The 18,464-nt window shown below is 67.8% G+C and carries 21 protein-coding genes; 11 read left to right on the top strand and 10 right to left on the bottom strand.

Annotation, left to right across the window (positions count from 1 at the left end):
• Nucleotides 1–115: 115 nt before the first annotated feature.
• Genes sqr through ACX1D0_RS04835 form a run of 3 tightly spaced genes read left to right on the top strand, consistent with a single transcriptional unit; the run spans nucleotide 116 to nucleotide 2,572 of the window.
• Nucleotides 116–1,603 (top strand): type III sulfide quinone reductase, selenoprotein subtype, encoded by a 1,488-nt coding sequence (sqr, locus tag ACX1D0_RS04845; protein ID WP_459019760.1) that lies wholly within the window; start codon nucleotides 116–118, stop codon nucleotides 1,601–1,603.
• 10 nt (nucleotides 1,604–1,613) lie between these two features.
• Complete coding sequence (locus ACX1D0_RS04840) at nucleotides 1,614–1,931, top strand: TusE/DsrC/DsvC family sulfur relay protein (RefSeq protein ID WP_459019759.1); 318 nt, start codon at nucleotides 1,614–1,616, stop codon at nucleotides 1,929–1,931.
• A gap of 14 nt (nucleotides 1,932–1,945) precedes the next feature.
• The gene (locus ACX1D0_RS04835) at nucleotides 1,946–2,572 is read left to right on the top strand and encodes a DsrE/DsrF/DrsH-like family protein (protein WP_459019758.1); all 627 of its coding nucleotides are present in this window, start codon (nucleotides 1,946–1,948) and stop codon (nucleotides 2,570–2,572) included.
• Nucleotides 2,573–2,722: 150 nt separating this feature from the next.
• Here ACX1D0_RS04835 and ACX1D0_RS04830 read toward each other — a convergent pair whose 3' ends face one another.
• Nucleotides 2,723–2,866 (bottom strand): GPGG-motif small membrane protein, encoded by a 144-nt coding sequence (locus tag ACX1D0_RS04830; RefSeq protein ID WP_182799952.1) that lies wholly within the window; start codon nucleotides 2,864–2,866, stop codon nucleotides 2,723–2,725.
• A 27-nt stretch (nucleotides 2,867–2,893) separates the two neighbouring features.
• Nucleotides 2,894–3,343 carry a CsbD family protein gene (locus ACX1D0_RS04825; protein WP_459019757.1) on the bottom strand — a complete coding sequence of 150 codons (450 nt, stop codon included), beginning with the start codon at nucleotides 3,341–3,343 and terminating at the stop codon, nucleotides 2,894–2,896.
• 122 nt (nucleotides 3,344–3,465) lie between these two features.
• Between ACX1D0_RS04825 and ACX1D0_RS04820 the strand changes: the two genes are divergently transcribed.
• The gene (locus ACX1D0_RS04820) at nucleotides 3,466–3,984 is read left to right on the top strand and encodes a DUF6328 family protein (protein WP_459019756.1); all 519 of its coding nucleotides are present in this window, start codon (nucleotides 3,466–3,468) and stop codon (nucleotides 3,982–3,984) included.
• A 4-nt stretch (nucleotides 3,985–3,988) separates the two neighbouring features.
• On the opposite strand, the gene ACX1D0_RS04815 is transcribed toward ACX1D0_RS04820, so the two are convergent.
• The gene (locus ACX1D0_RS04815; protein WP_459019755.1) at nucleotides 3,989–4,693 is read right to left on the bottom strand and encodes a sigma-70 family RNA polymerase sigma factor; all 705 of its coding nucleotides are present in this window, start codon (nucleotides 4,691–4,693) and stop codon (nucleotides 3,989–3,991) included.
• 153 nt (nucleotides 4,694–4,846) lie between these two features.
• Between ACX1D0_RS04815 and ACX1D0_RS04810 the strand changes: the two genes are divergently transcribed.
• A complete protein-coding gene (locus ACX1D0_RS04810) occupies nucleotides 4,847–5,746 on the top strand; it encodes a TIGR01777 family oxidoreductase (RefSeq protein WP_459019754.1) in 900 nt (299 codons plus the stop codon).
• Between the two features lie 44 nt (nucleotides 5,747–5,790).
• Here ACX1D0_RS04810 and ACX1D0_RS04805 read toward each other — a convergent pair whose 3' ends face one another.
• Nucleotides 5,791–7,230, bottom strand: coding sequence for a CYTH and CHAD domain-containing protein (locus ACX1D0_RS04805; protein ID WP_459019753.1), 1,440 nt, complete (start codon nucleotides 7,228–7,230; stop codon nucleotides 5,791–5,793).
• Between the two features lie 104 nt (nucleotides 7,231–7,334).
• Here ACX1D0_RS04805 and ACX1D0_RS04800 point away from each other — a divergent pair, with 104 nt between their 5' ends.
• Genes ACX1D0_RS04800 through ACX1D0_RS04785 form a run of 4 tightly spaced genes read left to right on the top strand, consistent with a single transcriptional unit; the run spans nucleotide 7,335 to nucleotide 10,448 of the window.
• Nucleotides 7,335–8,144 carry an ABC transporter ATP-binding protein gene (locus ACX1D0_RS04800; protein ID WP_459019752.1) on the top strand — a complete coding sequence of 270 codons (810 nt, stop codon included), beginning with the start codon at nucleotides 7,335–7,337 and terminating at the stop codon, nucleotides 8,142–8,144.
• Nucleotides 8,141–8,809: an ABC transporter permease gene (locus ACX1D0_RS04795; RefSeq protein WP_459019751.1), complete on the top strand. Its 669-nt coding sequence runs from the start codon at nucleotides 8,141–8,143 to the stop codon at nucleotides 8,807–8,809. The genes ACX1D0_RS04800 and ACX1D0_RS04795 overlap by 4 nt, the downstream gene beginning before the upstream one ends.
• On the top strand, nucleotides 8,806–9,522 hold the full coding sequence (locus ACX1D0_RS04790; protein WP_459019750.1) for an ABC transporter permease: 717 nt from the start codon (nucleotides 8,806–8,808) through the stop codon (nucleotides 9,520–9,522). The genes ACX1D0_RS04795 and ACX1D0_RS04790 overlap by 4 nt, the downstream gene beginning before the upstream one ends.
• Nucleotides 9,519–10,448, top strand: coding sequence for an ABC transporter substrate-binding protein (locus ACX1D0_RS04785; RefSeq protein WP_459019749.1), 930 nt, complete (start codon nucleotides 9,519–9,521; stop codon nucleotides 10,446–10,448). The genes ACX1D0_RS04790 and ACX1D0_RS04785 overlap by 4 nt, the downstream gene beginning before the upstream one ends.
• 3 nt (nucleotides 10,449–10,451) lie before the next feature.
• Here the strand turns inward: ACX1D0_RS04785 and ACX1D0_RS04780 are convergent, their stop codons facing one another.
• Nucleotides 10,452–11,126, bottom strand: coding sequence for a potassium channel family protein (locus ACX1D0_RS04780; RefSeq protein WP_459019748.1), 675 nt, complete (start codon nucleotides 11,124–11,126; stop codon nucleotides 10,452–10,454).
• Nucleotides 11,116–12,459 carry a TrkH family potassium uptake protein gene (locus ACX1D0_RS04775; protein ID WP_459019747.1) on the bottom strand — a complete coding sequence of 448 codons (1,344 nt, stop codon included), beginning with the start codon at nucleotides 12,457–12,459 and terminating at the stop codon, nucleotides 11,116–11,118. Before ACX1D0_RS04775 ends, ACX1D0_RS04780 begins: the two co-directional genes overlap by 11 nt.
• Nucleotides 12,460–12,566: 107 nt before the next feature.
• On the opposite strand from ACX1D0_RS04775, the gene ACX1D0_RS04770 reads away from it, so the two are divergent.
• Nucleotides 12,567–12,770, top strand: coding sequence for a cold-shock protein (locus ACX1D0_RS04770; RefSeq protein ID WP_459019746.1), 204 nt, complete (start codon nucleotides 12,567–12,569; stop codon nucleotides 12,768–12,770).
• An 84-nt stretch (nucleotides 12,771–12,854) separates the two neighbouring features.
• On the opposite strand, the gene ACX1D0_RS04765 is transcribed toward ACX1D0_RS04770, so the two are convergent.
• A complete protein-coding gene (locus ACX1D0_RS04765) occupies nucleotides 12,855–14,720 on the bottom strand; it encodes a multicopper oxidase family protein (protein ID WP_459019745.1) in 1,866 nt (621 codons plus the stop codon).
• Between the two features lie 314 nt (nucleotides 14,721–15,034).
• Here ACX1D0_RS04765 and ACX1D0_RS04760 point away from each other — a divergent pair, with 314 nt between their 5' ends.
• A complete protein-coding gene (locus ACX1D0_RS04760; protein WP_459019744.1) occupies nucleotides 15,035–15,430 on the top strand; it encodes a hypothetical protein in 396 nt (131 codons plus the stop codon).
• Nucleotides 15,431–15,914: 484 nt separating this feature from the next.
• On the opposite strand, the gene ACX1D0_RS04755 is transcribed toward ACX1D0_RS04760, so the two are convergent.
• The 3 genes from ACX1D0_RS04755 to ACX1D0_RS04745 all read right to left on the bottom strand — a co-directional run bounded on the left by ACX1D0_RS04755 (nucleotide 15,915) and on the right by ACX1D0_RS04745 (nucleotide 18,430).
• Nucleotides 15,915–16,355 (bottom strand): GNAT family N-acetyltransferase, encoded by a 441-nt coding sequence (locus ACX1D0_RS04755; protein ID WP_459019743.1) that lies wholly within the window; start codon nucleotides 16,353–16,355, stop codon nucleotides 15,915–15,917.
• A 105-nt stretch (nucleotides 16,356–16,460) separates the two neighbouring features.
• Nucleotides 16,461–17,771, bottom strand: a complete 1,311-nt coding sequence (locus tag ACX1D0_RS04750; protein ID WP_459019742.1) for a TRAP transporter large permease — start codon at nucleotides 17,769–17,771, stop codon at nucleotides 16,461–16,463.
• Between the two features lie 2 nt (nucleotides 17,772–17,773).
• On the bottom strand, nucleotides 17,774–18,430 hold the full coding sequence (locus ACX1D0_RS04745) for a TRAP transporter small permease (RefSeq protein WP_459019741.1): 657 nt from the start codon (nucleotides 18,428–18,430) through the stop codon (nucleotides 17,774–17,776).
• Between the last annotated feature and the right edge of the window lie 34 nt (nucleotides 18,431–18,464).

The following is an 18,464-nucleotide window of genomic DNA, read 5'->3' as shown; positions in this document are numbered from 1 at the left end:
CAGACTAGTCCCGCGTGAACTACGACGCTCCGTCGTAGTTATCGGGGGTCCCTGCCCGACGTATACCCCGACCCGTATAGGCTATGGGTAACACCACTTCTTCGGAGGAGCCTCAATGAGGAGACTTGTCATCTTGGGCGGCGGCACCGCCGGCACGATGGTCGCCAACAAGCTGCGGTCGGCGTACCCGCCGGCGGAGCTCGAGATCACCGTCGTCGACCGCGACGACGACCACCATTACCAGCCCGGCTACCTGTTCCTGCCGTTCGGCATCTACGACGAGAGCAAGATCGTGCGCTCGCGTCACCACTTCATCCCCGACGGTGTGGAGTTGGTGCTGGCGGAGATCGACAGGGTCGACGCCCCCGCCAAGCGCGTGCACCTCGCCGACGGCCGGGAACTGGAGTACGACACCCTGGTCATCGCGACGGGGGTGGAGCCGCGCCCGGACCTGACGCCCGGCGCGGATGCCGAGGACGTCCACCACTTCTACGACCTGCCGCGCTCACTGGCTCTCACCGAGGCCATCAAGGAGTTCCGCGGCGGACGGCTGGTCGTCCATCTGACGGACATGCCGATCAAGTGCCCGGTGGCGCCGCTGGAGTTCACCTTCCTGGCCGACGCGTACTTCCGGGAGCGCAACGCCCGCCAGAAGGTGGAGATCGTCTACGTCACCCCCCTCGACGGAGCCTTCACCAAGCCCATCGCCTCGCGGGAACTCGGCACCATGTTCAAGGACCGCGACATCAAGCTGGAGGCGGACTTCGCCGTCGAACGCGTGGACACCGAGGCCAAGGAACTGGTGTCCTACGACGACCGCCGGGTCCCCTACGACCTGCTGGTGTCCATCCCGCTCAACTTCGGCGCTGAATACGTGGCCCGCTCCGGGCTGGGTGACGACATGAACCTGGTCCCGTGTGACCAGAAGACCATGCGGTCCCTCGAGCACCCTGACATCTTCGTCCTGGGCGACGGCGGCACCCTGCAGACGTCCAAGGCCGGCTCGGTGGCGCACTTCTCTGTCGATGTGTTCATGGAGAACTGGCCCCACTACCTCGCCGGCGAGGAACTGCCGCACCACTTCGACGGTCACGCCAACTGCTTCATCGAGACCGGCCACGGTAAGGGCATGCTGCTGGACTTCAACTACGGCACCCAGCCCTACACCGGCAACTTCCCGCTGCCAACCGTGGGCCCGATGAAGCTGCTCGGCGAGTCCCGCAGCAACCATCTCGCCAAACTGGCCTTCCGCTTCATCTACTGGGAGTTCCTGCTCCGCGGGCGGCCGCTTCCCTTCACCACGGACATGCATCTCCTGGGCAAGCGGGTGGAGGGCGACGCGTCCGGCACGTCCAACAAGGACCTCGTCCTGGGGCTGCTCGGCAAGCGAACCCACGCCGCGCCCACCGCTCGAACTCCGCGCAAGGCACCGAAACCCTCAGCCCGGCCGGCCAAGGGCGCCCGCCCCGCGGTGAAACCTCCGCGGGCCGCTGCACCCGCCCGGGACTCCGCGCCCGTGCCGGAATATGTCCCCGCCAAGGGCGTTGACTCAACAACCGACCCAGCGTCGGTGCTTCCCGATCCGATCGTCCCCAAATTCTAAGGAGAACGCAGTGCCCACCACCCGCATCGCTGGCCGAGCCGTCGACGTCAACGACGAGGGCTTCCTCACCGAGTACAACCAATGGGACGAGGAAATCGCCCCCACCCTGGCCGGCTACGCCGGCGTCGGGGACCTGACCGAGGAACACTGGAAGGTGCTTCGTTTCCTGCGCGCCGACTACCCGGCCCGCAAGGAGACCGCCACCCTCCGTCGCGTCTCCAGCGTCGGCGGCTTCGACATGAAGCAGCTGTTCACCCTGTTCCCCGGCAAACCCGCCAAGAAGATGGCCTACATCGCCGGGCTGCCCAAGCCCAAGGGCTGCGTCTAAGAAGGACACTGACCATGACAGACACCACTGACACCCCGATCATCCCCGACTTCGGTGGCAGCGCCCGCCCGGCCGCCACCCCGACGTCCAGCAGCTCCCCCGCGCGGCCCACCGCGGCCAAGCCGGCGGACTTCGTAGCCCCGCCCTCTGGCGAGGCCGCGCCCCGCAAGATCTGCTTCGTTGCCTCCAAGGGCAACCTCGACATGGCCTATCCGGCACTCATCATGGCCAACGCAGCTCTCGGTGAGGGTATCGAGACACACATCTTCTTCACCTTCTGGGGCTTCGACCTGGTGACCGAGCGGACGATGGACGACCTGAAGTTCACCATGCTCGGCAACACCGCGATGCACCTGCCGATGGCCCCCTCGATGCCCCTCTGGGCAGGCATGGGCGCCATCCCGGGCATGACGAAGATGGCCACGAAGATGATGAGGAAGCAGCTCGACGACCTGGAGATCCCGGGCGTGCGCGAGATGCTCGACATCATCGTCGCCTCCGGCGGGCACCTATGGGGCTGCAAGCTCAGCTTCGACATGAACCGGCTGACCCGGGCGGACCTCTACGAGGGCGTCGAGGACGTCATCAGCGCCTCCGACTTCATCGAGTTGGCCGAGGGCGCTCAGGTAATCTTCGTCTGAGCCGAGCGCGTGGACAGGAGTGGGCCCTGTCGTCACACAGATCGGCGCCTTCCCTCAGGCCGAGGGAAGGCGCCGATCTGTCGTCGGTCATGGCGCCCGTTTTCTGACCGCGTGATGCCGATCAGTCAAGCGCACAGGCCGTTCACGGACTCAGGTGAAGAGGCTCACTCCGCCAGGGCCCACGAGAAGACCCAGGATGATGAGGACGATTCCCCACACCAGCTGGCTCCTGACGATGGCGAGGATGCCGGCGATGACCAGCACTGCTGCGATGATCCACAAGATGGTACCCATGGTGTTCTCCTTCTCTGGGGTGAGGTGTCAGATATGGTCGCGACGCGGGTCGTCGCGGAGGTCGCCCGTGATCGGGTCGTCGTTGGAGTGGAGCCCCTGGCCCATGTCGTCGCGCAGCGAGTCCCGCAGCGTGCCGTCGTCACCAGGGGTACCAGGGACGTCGGTGTGAACGTCTCGGACCTGATCCTGACCCATGTCATCCCGCAGGGCGTCGCGGAGGGTGCCGTCGTCGCCCGTGGTGGCGCGCGGATCGTAGGCCACATCGTCGTTCAGATGGTCCACACGAGTGTCGTCGAGCCGGTCGCCCTCGACGCGGTCGTCGCCGAAGCGGTTCTCGGTGACGTGACGGTCAGCGCCCGTGTGCTGGGCCCTGCCCTCAGCCTCGAGGCGCTCGTTGTCCGTGAGATCTCCCCACGCCTCCTTGGCGCGTCCGCCCACTTCGTCTCCGGCCCTGCGCATGCTCTCTTCGATTCCCATGATTCCTCCTCGGTTTCGAAACGGCTCCACCCGCCGGTGCGAGTGGTGTCTTATCCTCCACGTACCCAGTTGCGAGGCTTTCAAACAGGACCTGGGTAGGTGCCGATGGAGGAGGGGATTTGATGGTCAGGGACGTCCCGGAGGACAACGATCGAGACGAAGCACCCGGGGAGCGGCTGGACCGCCAGTGGAGCGAGCTCCTTCAGGAGCTCAGGGTCACCCAGACAGGCATCCAGCTCCTCGGTGGTTTCCTGCTGATCCTGCCGTTCCAATCACGCTTCGCAGACCTGGGACCGGGGCTGACGCTGGTGTTCCTCACGGCTGTTGTCACCGCCACCCTGTCCACGTTCTGCGTGCTGGCACCCGTGGCGATGCACCGCGCGCTCTTTCGCAGCCATCAGAAGGACGTGCTTGTGGACACGTCGGACGTGCTCACCAGGATCGGGCTCACGCTCCTGGCAGTCACGACGGTCCTGGTGGCCGCACTCGTCTTCGGATTCGTCGCGGGACCGGTCCCAGGCGTCGTGGCGGCAACCGTCGCGTCCTCCGTGTGCCTCGTGCTCTGGTGGGGCCTGCCGATGCTGATCACGCGCAGGCGCCCCGAAGGGCGGCGCTACGGCGACTCGGAGAACCGGCGGTGACTCGTCACGCCGCCTCAGACCCCATCTCCTGACGAAGGTCGGCCAACACGCGGCTCAGGATGCGGGAGACCTGCATCTGGCTCACCCCGAGCCTGCGCCCGATGTCGGCCTGGGCGAGGTCCTCGACGAACCGCAGGTGCAGGACGCGCCGCTCCAGGGGACCGAGGCGCCGCATGGCCGAATGCAGCGTGACCAGGTCCGGCAGGAGCTCAAGGTCAGGATCCTCCGCCGGCAGCTGGAGGGCCGCGGGGGCCTCGCCCGTGGGCGACGCCGCGTCCAGCGACAGGGGCCGGAAGGCGAGGGCCAGGCCTTCACGCTCGGCCGAGCGGGGCCCGTCGTCATCCGGCTTGAGCTCCTGGAGCCGACGAGGGGGCCGGATCATCCACCCGGAGCGGAAGTGACGCTTGATCTCGCCCGTGATGGTGGCCACGGCGAAGGGGACGAAGTTTCCCGCCTCCTGGCGGAATCGTTGAACCGCGCAGACCAGGCCGACGCGCGCGACCTGGACAAGATCGTCCAGGTCGATGCCCCGGTTGGCGTAGCGCCTGGCCAGGGACTCGCAGAGGTCCAGGTGCAGGACCACCACCTCGTCGAAGAGGCGTTGCCGGACGCGCGGGCTGCGTGCCGAACTGAGCCGCTGAAGCAGGTCCAAAGCGCGCTCGTCGCGATCGGTGAAGGGTGCGGGGACGGGGTTGCTGACACGTGCCATGATCAACTCGCCTTTGCAGTGAGTCGGAGTCGGCACGTGGGTTGAACCGCTCTGTCTTGCCTCCACACTGCCACGGGCCGAGCCGTTTGACAACCATATGATCGTAAAAAGTGGCATGGTCGGTGGCATGAGGAATCGACATGGGACGCGCGCATGACCGGCCAGAGAGTGGTCGTGGCCGGGGCCTCGGGGCTCATCGGCAGGACGTTGGTCCAGGACCTGAGGGCCGAAGGGATCCCCGTCACCACGCTGGTGCGGCACCCTCCCCGCACACCGGACGAGGCGCAGTGGTTGACCTCGGACGCGCTCGATCCGCGGGTGCTCGAGGGAGCACGCGCGGTCGTGGTGCTCAACGGGGCGAGCATCGGGCGTCTGCCGTGGACCCCCAGCTACCGCCAGACCCTGTGGCAGTCGCGTCTGGTGCCGACGAGGGTGGCGGCCACGGCGGTGCGCGCCCTGGGGCCGGACGCTCCGGCTCTGGTCTCGGCCTCCGCCGTCGGCTACTACGGCTCTGCGCCGGGCCGGGTACTCGACGAGTCGTCGCCGGCCGGCGACACGTTCCTGGCCCGGCTCTGCGTCGCGTGGGAGGCGGAGGCGAGGCAGGGTGCCGGGGGCGCGAGGGTCGCGGCGGTGCGGACTGCCCCGCTCGTGCACCCCGATGCGGTACTCAAACCCCTGATCCTGCTCACGAAGTTCGGGCTGGGTGGCCCGATCGGGCGCGGGACGCAGGTCTGGCCGTGGATCTCCCTCGACGACGAGGTCCGCGCCATCCGGCACGTCATCGACTCCGACATCGACGGACCCGTGAACCTCACGGGCCCCACCCCTGCCACGGCGTCGGATCTGGGCCGCGCCGTGGCCCGGACGCTCAGACGGCCCTTCTGGCTGCCCGCCCCCGAATTCGCCTTGAGACTCCTCCTGGGGCGCGACGCAGCCGATTCGCTCCTGACCTCCGACGCCGACGTCCGGCCACGCGTGCTGGAGGCGTCCGGCTTCTCCTTCCGGCACCGCACCGTCGACGAGGCCGTGGCGGCGGCGCTCGCACCCACCTGATCGGTGATGGAGCGCCAATGCTCCCTGCCCGACGGCAGGATCACCTACCCCAGGGTGGCCACGGCGGCCGCACGCCGCTCCTCGGTGCGTTCCGCGACGAGCGCAGTCAGGGCGGGCGGGATCTCCGCCGACACCTGACTCAGCGTCTGCGCGGCGAGGACGAGGTCCTGAACGCGCCCGAACGCGGCGGTCACGGTCTTCCAGAACTCCGCTGCCTCACGGTCCGCGGGGCGGGCATGGGGCAGGTCGGCCACCAGGTCGTGCGCGTACCGCGCCGCCTTCGCCGCCTTGCGGACGGAGTGCCACAGCGTCGGATCCGACGGGTCGAGGGAAGCGCGGCGGCGGCGTCGCTCCACACGGGCTTCGGCGCGGAGCCCGAGTCGACGCAGTTCTGTCGCCGCAGGTCGCCGACCGACCCGACCGGCCCCCGCGGTGAGCAGGAGAGCCACCAACCGCTCGTGCAGGGCGTCCCAGCGTGGCGTGGACATTGCCGCGAGAAGGTCCGCCCGGGCGTCATCGTGACGATGCTCGAGGGCTGTGCGGAGTGGGCCGACGGACTCCTCGGCGATGCCCGTCCCCGCAACAAGGTCGTCAACGAGGGCACGAAGTACCTCGAGGTCCCGTGGGACGCCGAGCAGGGCTCCAGCCCACTTCAGCTCGCTCATGAGCGCGGGCATCTGTCGCGACTCGATTGTGGGAGCGAAGACGGTCAGGAGGCTGCGGATCCTCCGCAGGGCCGCGCGGCCCTGATGGACCGCATCCGGCTCATCCGAGGCGATGGCGCTCTCAAGGGCCTGAAATGCGCCGTATTCGCGGCAGAGCGCCGCCAGGAGGGCGTCGAAGGCGGTCCTCCTGCTCTGGCCTCCGCGGGAATCCGGGTCGAAGGCGCGCTGGGCCATCGACCCGTGGGCGGCGGGGAGCAATCCGGCGGCCAGCATCAGCCCCTCGGCATCGTCGAGGGTGCTCGCCGGCTCGCCGGAGGCCAGTTCGATCTCGACCTCGCGCCACTGCCGCGCGCGGCTGGTCGGCTCCCCCAGTAATCTGGCACTGACCTCCTCGACCACCAATCCCAGCCGGACCCGCCCGCCCGCGCCGAACAGTGAGGTCACGCGGCGCCGGGTCCGCAGGCGGAGCACGGGGAGGAGGGGATGATCGCCCACCACGTCGGCAACGGTGGCACGCAGCGACGACGGCACGCGGCGTGGGGAGCCTATCGGCAGGTGATGCTCCAGCCGAGCACCGTCAGCGCCGGGCGTCGTGAGGTGCCAGCCGTCATCCTCGCCGCCGGTGCGACGCATCAGGGTGATGCCTGAGTGGGCAAGATCTCGAGCCGGAGTGTCGAAGTGCTCCGCGCGCAGCCGCAGGGTCCTGGTCGGCGACGACGGCCCCAGCGCGTCCAGCGGCGGCGGTGCGGCTCCCTCGGGCAGGAGGAAAGAGCGCTCCCGCTCGAGCGCCGTGTCCGCATCCTCGCGCCGGGGCCACATGGTGTGTCCCAGATTAGTGGAGTCGGCGCCTCAGCGAGCCTGCCTGCCGTCAGCCAGTGGTGAAACCCGGGTGCCGAGGTGAAAGCGGCTCGTATGCTGGCGGCGTGATCGAGTTTCGCAACGTGTCCAAGGCCTACCCGGACGGCACCGTGGCGGTTCGAGGCTTCTCGCTCATAGTTCCGTCGCACCGCTCCGTGGTGCTGCTGGGATCCTCCGGCAGTGGGAAGACCACTCTCCTGCGCATGGTCAACCGCATGGTGGAACCAACCTCCGGCAGCGTCCTCATCGACGACGAGGACGTGCGCGACGCGGACCCGGTGAAGCTCCGTCGTTCCATCGGCTACGTGCTGCAGAGCGGCGGTCTGCTCCCCCACCGCACGGTCGCCGACAACGTGGCCACCGTGCCGATTCTCAACGGCGCCGGCCGGCGGGACGCGCACGCCCGTGCTCTGGCGCTCCTGGAGAGGGTGGGGCTGGCTGCGTCTCTCGCCCGCCGCTACCCGGCGCAGCTCTCCGGTGGCCAACAGCAACGCGTGGGGGTGGCGCGGGCGCTCGCGTCGGATCCGAACATCCTGCTGATGGACGAGCCCTTCGGCGCCGTGGACCCGCTCGTGCGACGTGATCTCCAGGACGAGCTGCTCCGCCTGCAAGCCGAGCTCGGCAAGACGATCGTGTTCGTCACCCACGACGTCGACGAGGCGTTCCGGCTGGGAGACGAGGTGGTGGTCCTTCGGCCGCAGGCCGACGTCGCCCAACGCGGCACGCCCGTCGAGATCATGGCCAACCCAGCTGACCTGTTCGTGCGCACGTTCATCGGGGCGGACCGGGGTCAGCGCAGCCTCCGCATCGAGGAGATCCAGGGCCGACGCGTAGCGGTGGACGCCGGCGGCCAGGCGGTCGGGATCATCACGTGAGGTGGGCGACGAACAACTGGCCGCAGGTCCTTGAGCTGGTGCTCGGCCACCTGCTGCTGACCGTGCCGTCCGTGGCGATCAGTATCGCACTGGCTCTCCCGCTGGGGAGACTGGCCTTCCGCCGTCCGCGCGCCGGAGGGACGCTCCTGGCGGTCGCAAGCCTGCTGTACGCCGTGCCCGCTCTTCCACTCCTCATCGTGATCCCGGTGGTGTTCGGCACGCCGTTGCGTTCGCCTGCCACCATGATCGCGGCGCTGAGCCTCTACGGGGTCGCGCTCCTGGTGCGCAGTGTCGCGGACGGTTTCGGGTCCGTGGACCGGCAGGTCCGCGACGCAGCGGTCGCCGTCGGGCACTCCCCCTCCAGCATCCTGTGGCGTGTCGACCTGCCGCTGGCGACGCCCGTCATCCTGGCCGGCGTACGTGTGGTGACCGTCTCGACCGTGGGGCTCGTGACCATCGGCGCCCTGATCGGCGTGCCCAGCCTGGGGACTCTCCTCACCGATGGGTTCCAGCGCGGCATCGTCGCGGAGGTCACCACCGGAGTGGTGCTCACCGTGGTCCTGGCCCTGCTGCTCGACGCGGTGCTGATCGCCGCTGGGCGGATGATCACGCCATGGGTCGCTCAGTCCCCCCGGCGCGTGTCCGTCGTGGAGGTGCGCCGATGACCCTCGTCGCTGATGCCCTGGCATGGTTGGGCGATCCCAGCCACTGGCAAGGCCCCGGCGGCATTCCGCGGCGAGTGGCCGAGCACCTCCTCATCACGGGGGCCGCGGTGGCGCTGGCCGCCCTCATCGCGGTCCCTGTCGGGGCCGCCGTGGGACACACCCGGCGGGGTTCCGGCGCGGTGGCGGCCGTTACCGGAGCCGCCCGCGCCATCCCCTCCCTCGGCCTCCTCACGCTGTTCGGGTTGTGGTTGGGGATCGGTCTCGAGGCGCCGCTGCTCACGTTGGTGGTGCTGGCCATCCCGTCGCTGCTGGCGGGCGTCTACTCCGGGGTTCAGGCCATCGACGCGGCCGTCCCAGAGGCGGCGCGCGCCATCGGCTTCAGCCCCATGCAGGTCGTCATGCAGGTGGAGGCGCCGCTGGCGCTCCCAGTGGCCCTCGGTGGGTTGCGGGCGGCCACCCTGCAGGTGGTGGCCACGGCCACCCTGGCCGCCTACACCGCGGACTTCGGGCTGGGCCGCTACCTGTTCGCCGGACTCAAGACCCGCGACTACGCGCAGATGCTCGGCGGTTCCCTCATCGTGATCGTTCTCGCCCTCACACTGGAGGTGGCCCTGGCAGCGGCACAGCGCTGGTCCTCACGCGTGGCCCATCCGGCTGGCGCCTCCCCCCGAACCTTCCCCTCACCGAGTCCCACAGAAAAGGAATCCTCATGAATCGCACAGTGTCCCGCTTCGTACCGCTCGCCGTCGCCGGGGTGCTCGCCCTGACGGCGTGCGCCGCGGGTGACCCCCTCGCCACAGGATCCGCGGCGCCGGCCACCACCACTTCCGCGCAACAGTCCGGCCCTATCGTGGTCGGCTCGCAGGACTACTACTCCAACGAGATCATCGCCGAAATCTACGCCCAGGCGTTGGAGGCCGAGGGATACGAGGTGGAGCGCCAGCTGCGCATCGGGCAGCGTGAGGCGTACCTGCCCGAGATCGAGGCCGGCAGCATCGACCTCTTCCCCGAGTACAGCGGCCCGCTGCTGCAGTATTGGAAGCCGGGAGCCACGTCGCGGCTGCCCGAGGATGTGTACGCCGAGCTCGAGGGCGTGGTGCCCGATGGCCTCCGCGTGCTGGCCCAGTCCGAGGCCACGGACCAGGACTCCTATGTGGTGACCCGGGCGTTTGCGGACGAGTGGGATCTGGTGACGGTGGCCGACCTCGAAAAGGTCACCACACCCCTCACGCTGGGCGCCAACTCCGAGGCGGAGACCCGGCCCAACGGTCCGTCAGGGCTGGCGGAGAAGTACGGCATCGAGGTGGGCTTCACACCCATCGAGGATGGCGGTGGCCCGCTGACGGTCAAGGCGCTGCAGGACGGCGACATCCAGCTGGCCATCATCTACACCGCTGACCCCTCGATCGCCCAGAACGACCTGGTCTCCCTGGAGGACAACGAGGGCCTGTTCCTGGCCTCCCACGTGGTTCCGCTGGCCAGCGAGGACGTCGACGAGAACGCTGCAGCGATCATCGACGAGGTCAGCGCGGCCATGAGCCCCGATGAGCTGATCGCCCTCAACGCCCGCAGCGTGAGCGAACAGCTCCCCGCCGCCGACATCGCGGCCACCTGGCTGGAGGAGGAGGGCCTCAGCTGACGCTCACCTGAGCCGGCAGAACGCGTCCACGTGGTCGACGCGGCCCGAGACGATCAGCTCGTCGCCCTCCTCGATGACGGTTTCGGGGATGGCGTAGATGAAGTCCTGTCCGGGCCGCTTGACCCCCACCACCGTGATCCGGTTGTGGGTGCGCACCATGGACTCCCGCAACGTCTTGTGCAGCGTCATCTTCGGTGCGCGCGTGCGTGCGATGGCGAACCCGTCCTCGAACTCGAAGTAGTCGATCATGAAGCCCGACACGGCGTGCGCCACCCGACGGCCTGTCGAGGCCTCGGAGTACACGACGTGGTGGGCGCCGATCCTCTCCAGGATGGCACCGTGCTCGCGGGTGGCTGCGCGCGCCCAGATCTCCTGGACGCCCGCCTCGGACAGCGCGAGCACGGTCATGATCGACAGCTCCACCTTGCTGAGCGCGACCACCGCCTTACGGAGTTGCTGGACCCCGATCTGGTCGAGCGCGTCCCGGTCCGAGGAGTCCATCTCGATGACGTGGGTGAACTCATCGGCGTACCGGGTCGCCAACGCGTGGTCGTCCGTGACGGCGATGACGGGTACGTCCATGTCCTCGAGCGCCCGGACAGTGGCGGACCCGAACAGGCCCAGGCCTACCACCAGGACGGTGTCGTCGGAGATTCTGCGATCTGCTCTAGCCGACAATGGGGTTCTCCTCCGGTAGGACGTAACGACGGTGGCGCGCGCGGATGGCCAGAGCCGCGGCTACTGAGACGGTGCCCACGCGGCCGAGGTACATCAGCACCATGAGGACGACGAGCGACTGCGGTGTGAGGTGTGCCGTGATGCCTGTGGAGAGGCCCACCGTACCGAACGCCGAGATGGTTTCGAACAGGACCTGTTGCAGGGTGAAGCGCTCCTGGACGACGATGAAGAAGGTAGCCAGGGCCACCGCTGTCGCACCGAGCATCACGACGGCGAGGGCCGCGCGTTGCACCGTCGCGGGAATGGCTCGGTTCCCCACCACCACCTGTGGCTCACCGCGCAACTCAGCCGCGACGGTGGCGAGGATGATGCCGATCGTCCCCACCTTGATCCCACCCGCGGTTCCGGCCGAGCCTCCTCCGATGAACATCAGGACGTAGTACAGCCCCAGGGTGGATTCGTTGACGGTCCCGTAGTCGATCGAGTTGAACCCGGCCGTCCGCGGGAAGACGGCTCCTGCCAGGATGGCCATGGCCCGGTCATCGACGGGCATGCCTCCGAGAGTGCGGGGGTTGTCCCATTCGGCGAGCGCGAACACCACAGCCCCCAGCACCAGCAGCGACACCGTGACGAGGATCGTGAGCCGCGTGTGCACGCTCCACCCGGTGGTGCGGCGCCCGCGCCGGAAGATCCGTCGACCCACTTCGAGGATCACCGGGAAGCCCAGGCCGCCCACGATGAGCGCCACGCAGATGGGAACGATGACGGCCGGATCGCCGACGAAGCTCATGAGGTTGTCGCTGTAGAGCGCGAACCCGGCATTGTTGAACGCCGAGACGGCGTGGAAGGTGCCCTGCCATACGGCAGAGGCCCAGCCGTCGGTGTATGGGCGGAAGGAGAAGGTGAGGACGGCGGCGGTCAGCGCCTCAGCCGTCAGCATGACCAGCGCGATCATTTTGGGAACCCGGAGGACCGAACCGACCCCCCCGTGCAGCTCCTGACCTGCCACCAGGGAGCCCTGCAGCGAGATCCTCCCCGTCGCCACCAGGGTGAGCAGGCTGGCCAGGGTCACGATGCCGAAACCGCCCACCTGGATGAGGCCCATGATGAGCACCTGACCGAACGGACTCCAGAAGACGGCGGTGTCAACGGTGGTCAATCCGGTGATGCAGATCGCCGACACGGCCGTGAATGCGGCATGGATCAACGGGGCGGATTCTCCCGTCGCGGTGGCGGCCGGAAGCAGGAGCAAACCCGTGCCCACTAGCACCGCGATGAGGTACACGGCGGGGATGACACGGGCGGGATGACCCAGCCATCGAGTGAGCCGCATGCGCCGATTCTAGGTCTCTTCACTGCTCGGATACCGCAAAGGGCCTCCGATGGCATAAGATTGACCAGCGGCCACACACGTGGTCCAGGCAAGAAGGAATAAATGTCATGGCCACTGGCACTGTCAAATGGTTCAACTCAGACAAGGGCTTCGGCTTCATCGCTCCCGATGACGGCTCGGCCGATGTGTTCGCGCACTTCAGCGCGATCGCTGGTTCGGGACACCGGAACCTCGAAGAAAATCAGAAGGTCGAGTACGAGACCGAGCGCGGGCCCAAGGGGCTCCAGGCCGCGAACATCCGGGCCCTCTGAGTCTGCCTGACCGCGACCCCCCGTCGGACTGATGTCCGGCGGGGGGTCGCACTGTCTCCAGGGGCAGGCGTCAGCCCCGGGTGATCATGCCGGCTCGATGACGAACGGCAGCATCATCTCGTTGTCCTCATGCTCGACGATGTGGCAGTGCCACACGAACCGCCCCTCCACGCCGAAGTGGGCCTTGATGCGGGTCACCTCGCCGGGGTAGGCGATCACGGTCTCCTTACGCCCCGTCTCCCACGGTTCGGGTGGCCGGGCTGTTCCCGGGACGAGCCGGACCGTCGGAGACATCCCGGTCCCCACGCCCACGGTGATGGCCTGCCGGTCGACCACCTCGAACGTCACCTCGTGAACGTGCATCGGGTGGGCGTCCATCGTGGTGTTGTAGAACTCCCAGATCTCGGTGGTGCCGGCCGTGACCGTCACCGCCACCTCGTCCTCGCCCCACATGTGGTGCATGGCCTCGACGGGCTCCTCAGCAGGGTTCCCCTCGTGGAGTGTGCCCAGCATCGCCGCGATCGGCACGCCCAGCGCGTCGGACATCACCTCCAGCAGCGCGAGGCGTCGGACGGTGGGGTCGCCCTGCACCGGGGGCACCGCCGGAAGCGTCAGCAGTGCCGGCGGCGTCGTCGGGTCTGTCGACGTTGCGGGGCGGACGCGGAACTGCATGATGCGGCCGGTCGAGGCGCGGTCGGCGGCCTTGAACTTCGGGGCGCCGAAGGGCGCGTCGGGGCCGGCGTTGTTCAGCGGGTAATCCCCTACCGGGACCGCGGTGAAGTCCACGATGAGGTCGGCCCGCTCGGCAGGCCCGAGGAGGACCTGGTTCTTCCGGGCTGCGGTCAGGTCGACTGCTGCCGCCAGGAGGCCGCCCTCGTTGCCGATCTGCCACACGGAGACGCCCTTGACGGGAGAGAAGTCCGCGATGAGGAACCGCGACTGGCACCCGTTGAGCAGCCGCAACCGGTAGCGCCGCTGCTCGACGGTATGGAACGGCCAGGCGCGCCCGTTCACGATGATCACGTTGCCGAAGAACTCGGGGTTCCAGATAGGTGGGATCTCACCGTCAGGAATGAAATCGGTGGTGACGCCGTCGAAGAACGCCCGGGCGTCGGGGTAGAACAGCGAGCCGTCGGCGTTGAAAGAGCGGTCCTGGATGGCCAACGGGATCTCGTAGTAGGTGGTGTCCGGCGAATCGCCCACCTGTGGCGCAGGTCCTGGCAGTACCGCCGGATTCCCGCTGCCGCCGACCGTGATCTGGTCCTCGCCGGAGTCGCCGCCTCGCAGGATCAGGAACCCTGCAGGTCCGGCGTACACGTTCAGGCGCGTCAGTCCCAAGGTGTGGTCGTGGAACCACAGCGTTGAGGCCCGGTTGTGGTTGGGATACTGGCACACGGCGGTCCCCGCGGCCCACGTCGCCCCGTAGCGCTGCTTCGCCTCGTCCGCGAAGGTCTCGTACCACGTGCCCTCGGCTGCGTAGCCCTCCGGAGCGACCTCCGCCGGAAGGTACCAGGCTTCCGGGTACCCATCGCTCTCCTCATGCACGCCGACCGCGCCGTGCACGTGCGTCACCATCGGCACTGGGCCCCAGTAGCGGGTGTACTCGTCCTCAGACAGCGCGTCGGCCTCGTCCTTGGTGCCGGTGGGTACGTAGGTCTTGTCGTCGAAATCGGGGGCCGTGTCGCGCCCCTCAGGCCCGCCGGGCGGGTTCGCCCAATGCAGGGTGGGGTCAACCGGCAGTAAGTGCGGCAGTGGCGTCCCGTCGGCGGAGACCAGCTCGTTGGCCCACGTGACGCGGATGGGCTTGTCGACGACGCCTTCAATGGTGAGCGACGGCGCGTGGAAGATGCCGCCGTCGGTGGGGCCGTATCCCCACACGGTGGTGTTGGGCAGCGGCTCGGGAAGAATCTGCTGCCTGAATTGCCGCATCGAGATCCGATAGACGTCCATGTCCGCGGATGTATCCGCCCTCGGCATCGCAGGGGGGACAAGGAGGGGTGTCCGGAACTTCCTGATCTTGTTCGGGGCGAGAGTCCCACCTGGGAGGGCGGCCACTGCCTGGGGCACTCCCCCCGTGCCGACGCTGTAGAGCGTCAGGACTCCCGCGGCGCCGCCTACGAAGAAAACTCTACGGGAGAAGAGGGTGCCGGACTGTCGACCGGCTGGGTCTTGGGCCATGAATCAGTCTCACACGACGGCGTTTCGTTGTGAACCCCTTTCGCGCGGACCCTTTTGTGACGGGGAGCCGGAGGTAATACTGGATCATGCGGGAACGCCCTCCCCACGGTTCGTTCGACGACCTGTTCGACCGCGACTTATCCGCCGCGCTGGACGCCACTGCGGCTGAGCACAGTGCGGCGCTCGCCACCCACCTGTTCGCGGCGCTGTCCCGCGTCAAGAACCGCGGCACCCCTCTGCGCGGCGCAGAGAGCTTCGGCTCCGACGGCGCGGTCCGGCTGCGATTCGCGGACGGCACCACCGTGCTGGCACGAGGTGACGGCAGGGGCGGCCTGGGCTTCGCGGCAGTCGCAGTGCTCCGTGGAGCGGCCGTGCTGCTGTCGGACGTGCGCCGGGGCCCTGAGGGCGTTCGCGCGGTGTTGACGTGGGAGCGGCGTCACCGCGTGGAGATCGAAGTCCTGGGGGGCGACCAGCCAGGCTGAGCAGCCGTCCGGGGGCTGCCGACGCCGTATGTCCCCTCCGGAGTGGCCGGGTTACGCGCCGGGCTCCGTGGGGCGTGCTGGATCCGGAGCGGGGTCCGGCTCCATGAGGAAACCCCCGTCAGGTCGTGGGCGAGCACGATCAGAAGAACCAGCAGGACGCTCCCTACGCTGAGGGGGTGTGAGCCCGGCGGCGCGCGCCAGTTCGGGTGCCACGCCAAGCACGAGGATGGCCAGGGAGATCAGCACGGCCACCCATCGGAACCGCCGGAACGTGCCTTCGGTGGTGGTGGAACGCTCGCCGCGGAGTAGGCCGACAGCGCAGCGATGTCCCGCTGCCCGCCGTCCCGCACTCAATCGCTCACCCGCACTATTCTAGCGCAGGGGGACCGGCAGATCCGATTTCAAGAATGGCGGCTCCTTCCGCCCCTGGGTCTCTCAGTCGGCCGATGGAGATCGGTCAGGCGGGGTGACGCTCAGCGGGCCGTCAACGGCCGCAACGGTCGGGGCGTTGCCAGGGCCACTCCGCGACCCTGTCAGCCAGCGGTCGGTCGAGATGTGACCGGTCGGCGCGCACCCACGACCGCACGGTGACGTCGCCCTCCCCCTCAGCCGGATAGAGATACACACATCCGATAACGCTCCCGTCCGCTGGGTCCAGAACCGTGAAGGTGAACCCCTTGCCAGAGGAGAAATCCTCGGCATGGCGGGTCAGGTCGGCGTGGTTGGCCGCGAGTGACATGGCATTGACCGGCGGCCAGTCGCCCTTCGGATAACCGGGCGTAGCGCGGATGTGCTCGATGCTGGAGGTCCACGCCCCATGGTCGGCCTCGTTGTGCTGAGGCCCGAGCGGCTCGAGCACGAATTGATTCGTCACGAGGGACTTCGGTGGCTCGAAGCCGACGGGCACGAACGGGGCGGATCGCATGTGATCGACTGTACCGAATTGGCTCCCAGCCGCAGATGGACGGGTCGGCTCGTCGCCCACTCTGGGAAGTCGCCGCACTGCTACCGAAGAGCCCGCGGCGAAGGATCAGAGACCCAGGGTGCGCGGCAGCCACATCGAGATCTCCGGGACGAAGACCACGACGAACAGGCCGAGCACGATGGCAAGCAGGAACCACAGCAGCTTGCCGATGACCGGTTCAAGCCGGATGCCCGCCACACGTGTACCGACGAACAGCACGTTGCCGACAGGCGGAGTGATGACTCCGACGCAGAGGTTGTAGACGATCATGGTGCCGAAGTGCACCCGGTCGATGCCGAACTGGTCGATGATGCCGATGAACATCGGCACGAAGATCAGGATCGCCGGGGTGGGATCCATGAAGGTGCCGACCAGGAGCAGGATCACCATCATGATGATCAGGATCAACGTCTTGGAGTCCGTGAGGCCGAGGAGGGCCTCCGAGATCATCTGGGGGATCCGTGCGAAGCTCATCACGAAGGACAGGATCGATGAGACACCCACGAGCAGCATGACGATCGCGGTCGTCCGACCTGCATCGATGAGGATGCCGGGGATCTCCTGCACCTTCACGGTGCGGTAGATGAAGCTCAACACCAGGCAGTACGCCACGGCGATCGCGGAGGATTCCGTGGCCGTGAACCAGCCGATCAGGATGCCGCCGACGACGAGGAAGATCATGAACAGCGACGGGACGGCCCGCCAGAGGACGAGCATCGCCTGACTGAACGTGGGATGCACGTCGGCCGCGGCGTCTGCCACGCGGTTGTTCTTGTAGGTCAGCCACACGACCAGCGCCACCGACAGGGTCCACACGAGACCGGGCCCGACGCCCGCCATGAACAGCGCCGCGATGGACGTCGAGGACACGAGCGAGTAGACAATGAACGTGTTCGAGGGCGGGATCAGCATGCCCGCGGGAGCGGACGCTACGTTGACCGCGGCCGCCCAGGAGGGCTTGTAACCGTCCTTGACCAAGCGAGGGTGCATGACCTGACCGACGGCCGCAGCGGCCGCCACGGCCGCTCCGGACACGGCGCCGAACATGGCGTTGGCGGCGACGTTGGTCTGCGCCAGGCCGGCGGGCATCCGGCCGACCAAGACCTTTGCCGCATCCACGAGTCTGCCGGCGATGCCGCCCTTGTTCATGATCACACCGGCGAGGATGAAGAAGGGGATGGCGAGAAGTGTGAAGTTGTTGATGCCGGTGAACATCCGGGACGCGGAGTTCTCGGCCGCCAACGTGACGTCGCCAACGACGACGATCATGGCGAGGAATGACGGCACACCGATGGTGACACCGATGGGCAGCGACATCACGATTCCGACGACAACGCCCGCGACCAGCACGATTGTGGCAAGTGTTGCTGCATCCATGGTCAGCGATCCCCTTCCTGGTCACCCTCATCGGCCCTGTGGGCCTCGGGATGGGCGGATTCTTCTTCGAGCTCGTCGAGCTTCGTGGTGGTGTCCTCGGGACTTTCCTCAAGAAGGGTGATGACGGTCTCGTCGGCGATGACGGGCAGCTTCGGCTCGAGCGCAGCGGTGGGGTCCTCCACGGTAAGCGGTCCTTCTCCGCGGAGGTCCTCGAGGATGTGGTTGAGAGCGTAGAACACGATGAACAACCCGGCCACGGGCATCATCAGGTACATCCAGCCGATGTTGACCGGAAGGGAAACAGAGTTCTGGAGCCAGGCGTTCATCGCGCTCTCCCAGCCGCCCAGGATCAGCACCAACACGGCGAAACCGATGATGATGAGTTGGATGACCACCGCGGTGACGTAGCGCACGGGCTTCGGGACCCGCTCTGCGACGAAGGTCACCGCCATGTGGCCGCGTTCGCCGAATACGAAGGCGATACCGATCAGGGAGGTCCACACGAACAGGTAGTTGGCGGCCTCACCGGTCCACGCAGGTGCCGATTTCAGCACCTGGCGCGCGAAGACCTGCCACACCACCACGAGGGTCAGCACAGCGAACAGGAGAGCGACGAGGACGGCGAGGAGCCGGTCGATCCCCTTCTTGACTGCAGTCACTTGTTTCCTTCCAATGATGCGGTGGAGACGACCT

Source organism: Tessaracoccus pujii, assembly GCF_054483895.1.
Note: the sequence above shows the minus strand (reverse complement) of the source record. Positions and strands in the feature narration are given on the sequence as shown.

Excerpts from the sequence above, each read along its gene's own strand:
- sqr (WP_459019760.1), top strand. The coding sequence starts at position 116 with ATGAGGAGACTTGTCATCTTGGGCGGCGGCACCGCCGGCACGATGGTC.
- ACX1D0_RS04835 (WP_459019758.1), top strand. The coding sequence starts at position 1,946 with ATGACAGACACCACTGACACCCCGATCATCCCCGACTTCGGTGGCAGC.
- ACX1D0_RS04830 (WP_182799952.1), bottom strand. The coding sequence starts at position 2,866 with ATGGGTACCATCTTGTGGATCATCGCAGCAGTGCTGGTCATCGCCGGC.
- ACX1D0_RS04825 (WP_459019757.1), bottom strand. The coding sequence starts at position 3,343 with ATGGGAATCGAAGAGAGCATGCGCAGGGCCGGAGACGAAGTGGGCGGA.
- ACX1D0_RS04820 (WP_459019756.1), top strand. The coding sequence starts at position 3,466 with ATGGTCAGGGACGTCCCGGAGGACAACGATCGAGACGAAGCACCCGGG.
- ACX1D0_RS04815 (WP_459019755.1), bottom strand. The coding sequence starts at position 4,693 with ATGGCACGTGTCAGCAACCCCGTCCCCGCACCCTTCACCGATCGCGAC.
- ACX1D0_RS04810 (WP_459019754.1), top strand. The coding sequence starts at position 4,847 with ATGACCGGCCAGAGAGTGGTCGTGGCCGGGGCCTCGGGGCTCATCGGC.
- ACX1D0_RS04805 (WP_459019753.1), bottom strand. The coding sequence starts at position 7,230 with ATGTGGCCCCGGCGCGAGGATGCGGACACGGCGCTCGAGCGGGAGCGC.
- ACX1D0_RS04790 (WP_459019750.1), top strand. The coding sequence starts at position 8,806 with ATGACCCTCGTCGCTGATGCCCTGGCATGGTTGGGCGATCCCAGCCAC.
- ACX1D0_RS04785 (WP_459019749.1), top strand. The coding sequence starts at position 9,519 with ATGAATCGCACAGTGTCCCGCTTCGTACCGCTCGCCGTCGCCGGGGTG.
- ACX1D0_RS04775 (WP_459019747.1), bottom strand. The coding sequence starts at position 12,459 with ATGCGGCTCACTCGATGGCTGGGTCATCCCGCCCGTGTCATCCCCGCC.
- ACX1D0_RS04770 (WP_459019746.1), top strand. The coding sequence starts at position 12,567 with ATGGCCACTGGCACTGTCAAATGGTTCAACTCAGACAAGGGCTTCGGC.
- ACX1D0_RS04765 (WP_459019745.1), bottom strand. The coding sequence starts at position 14,720 with ATGGACGTCTATCGGATCTCGATGCGGCAATTCAGGCAGCAGATTCTT.
- ACX1D0_RS04760 (WP_459019744.1), top strand. The coding sequence starts at position 15,035 with ATGCGGGAACGCCCTCCCCACGGTTCGTTCGACGACCTGTTCGACCGC.
- ACX1D0_RS04755 (WP_459019743.1), bottom strand. The coding sequence starts at position 16,355 with ATGCGATCCGCCCCGTTCGTGCCCGTCGGCTTCGAGCCACCGAAGTCC.
- ACX1D0_RS04750 (WP_459019742.1), bottom strand. The coding sequence starts at position 17,771 with ATGGATGCAGCAACACTTGCCACAATCGTGCTGGTCGCGGGCGTTGTC.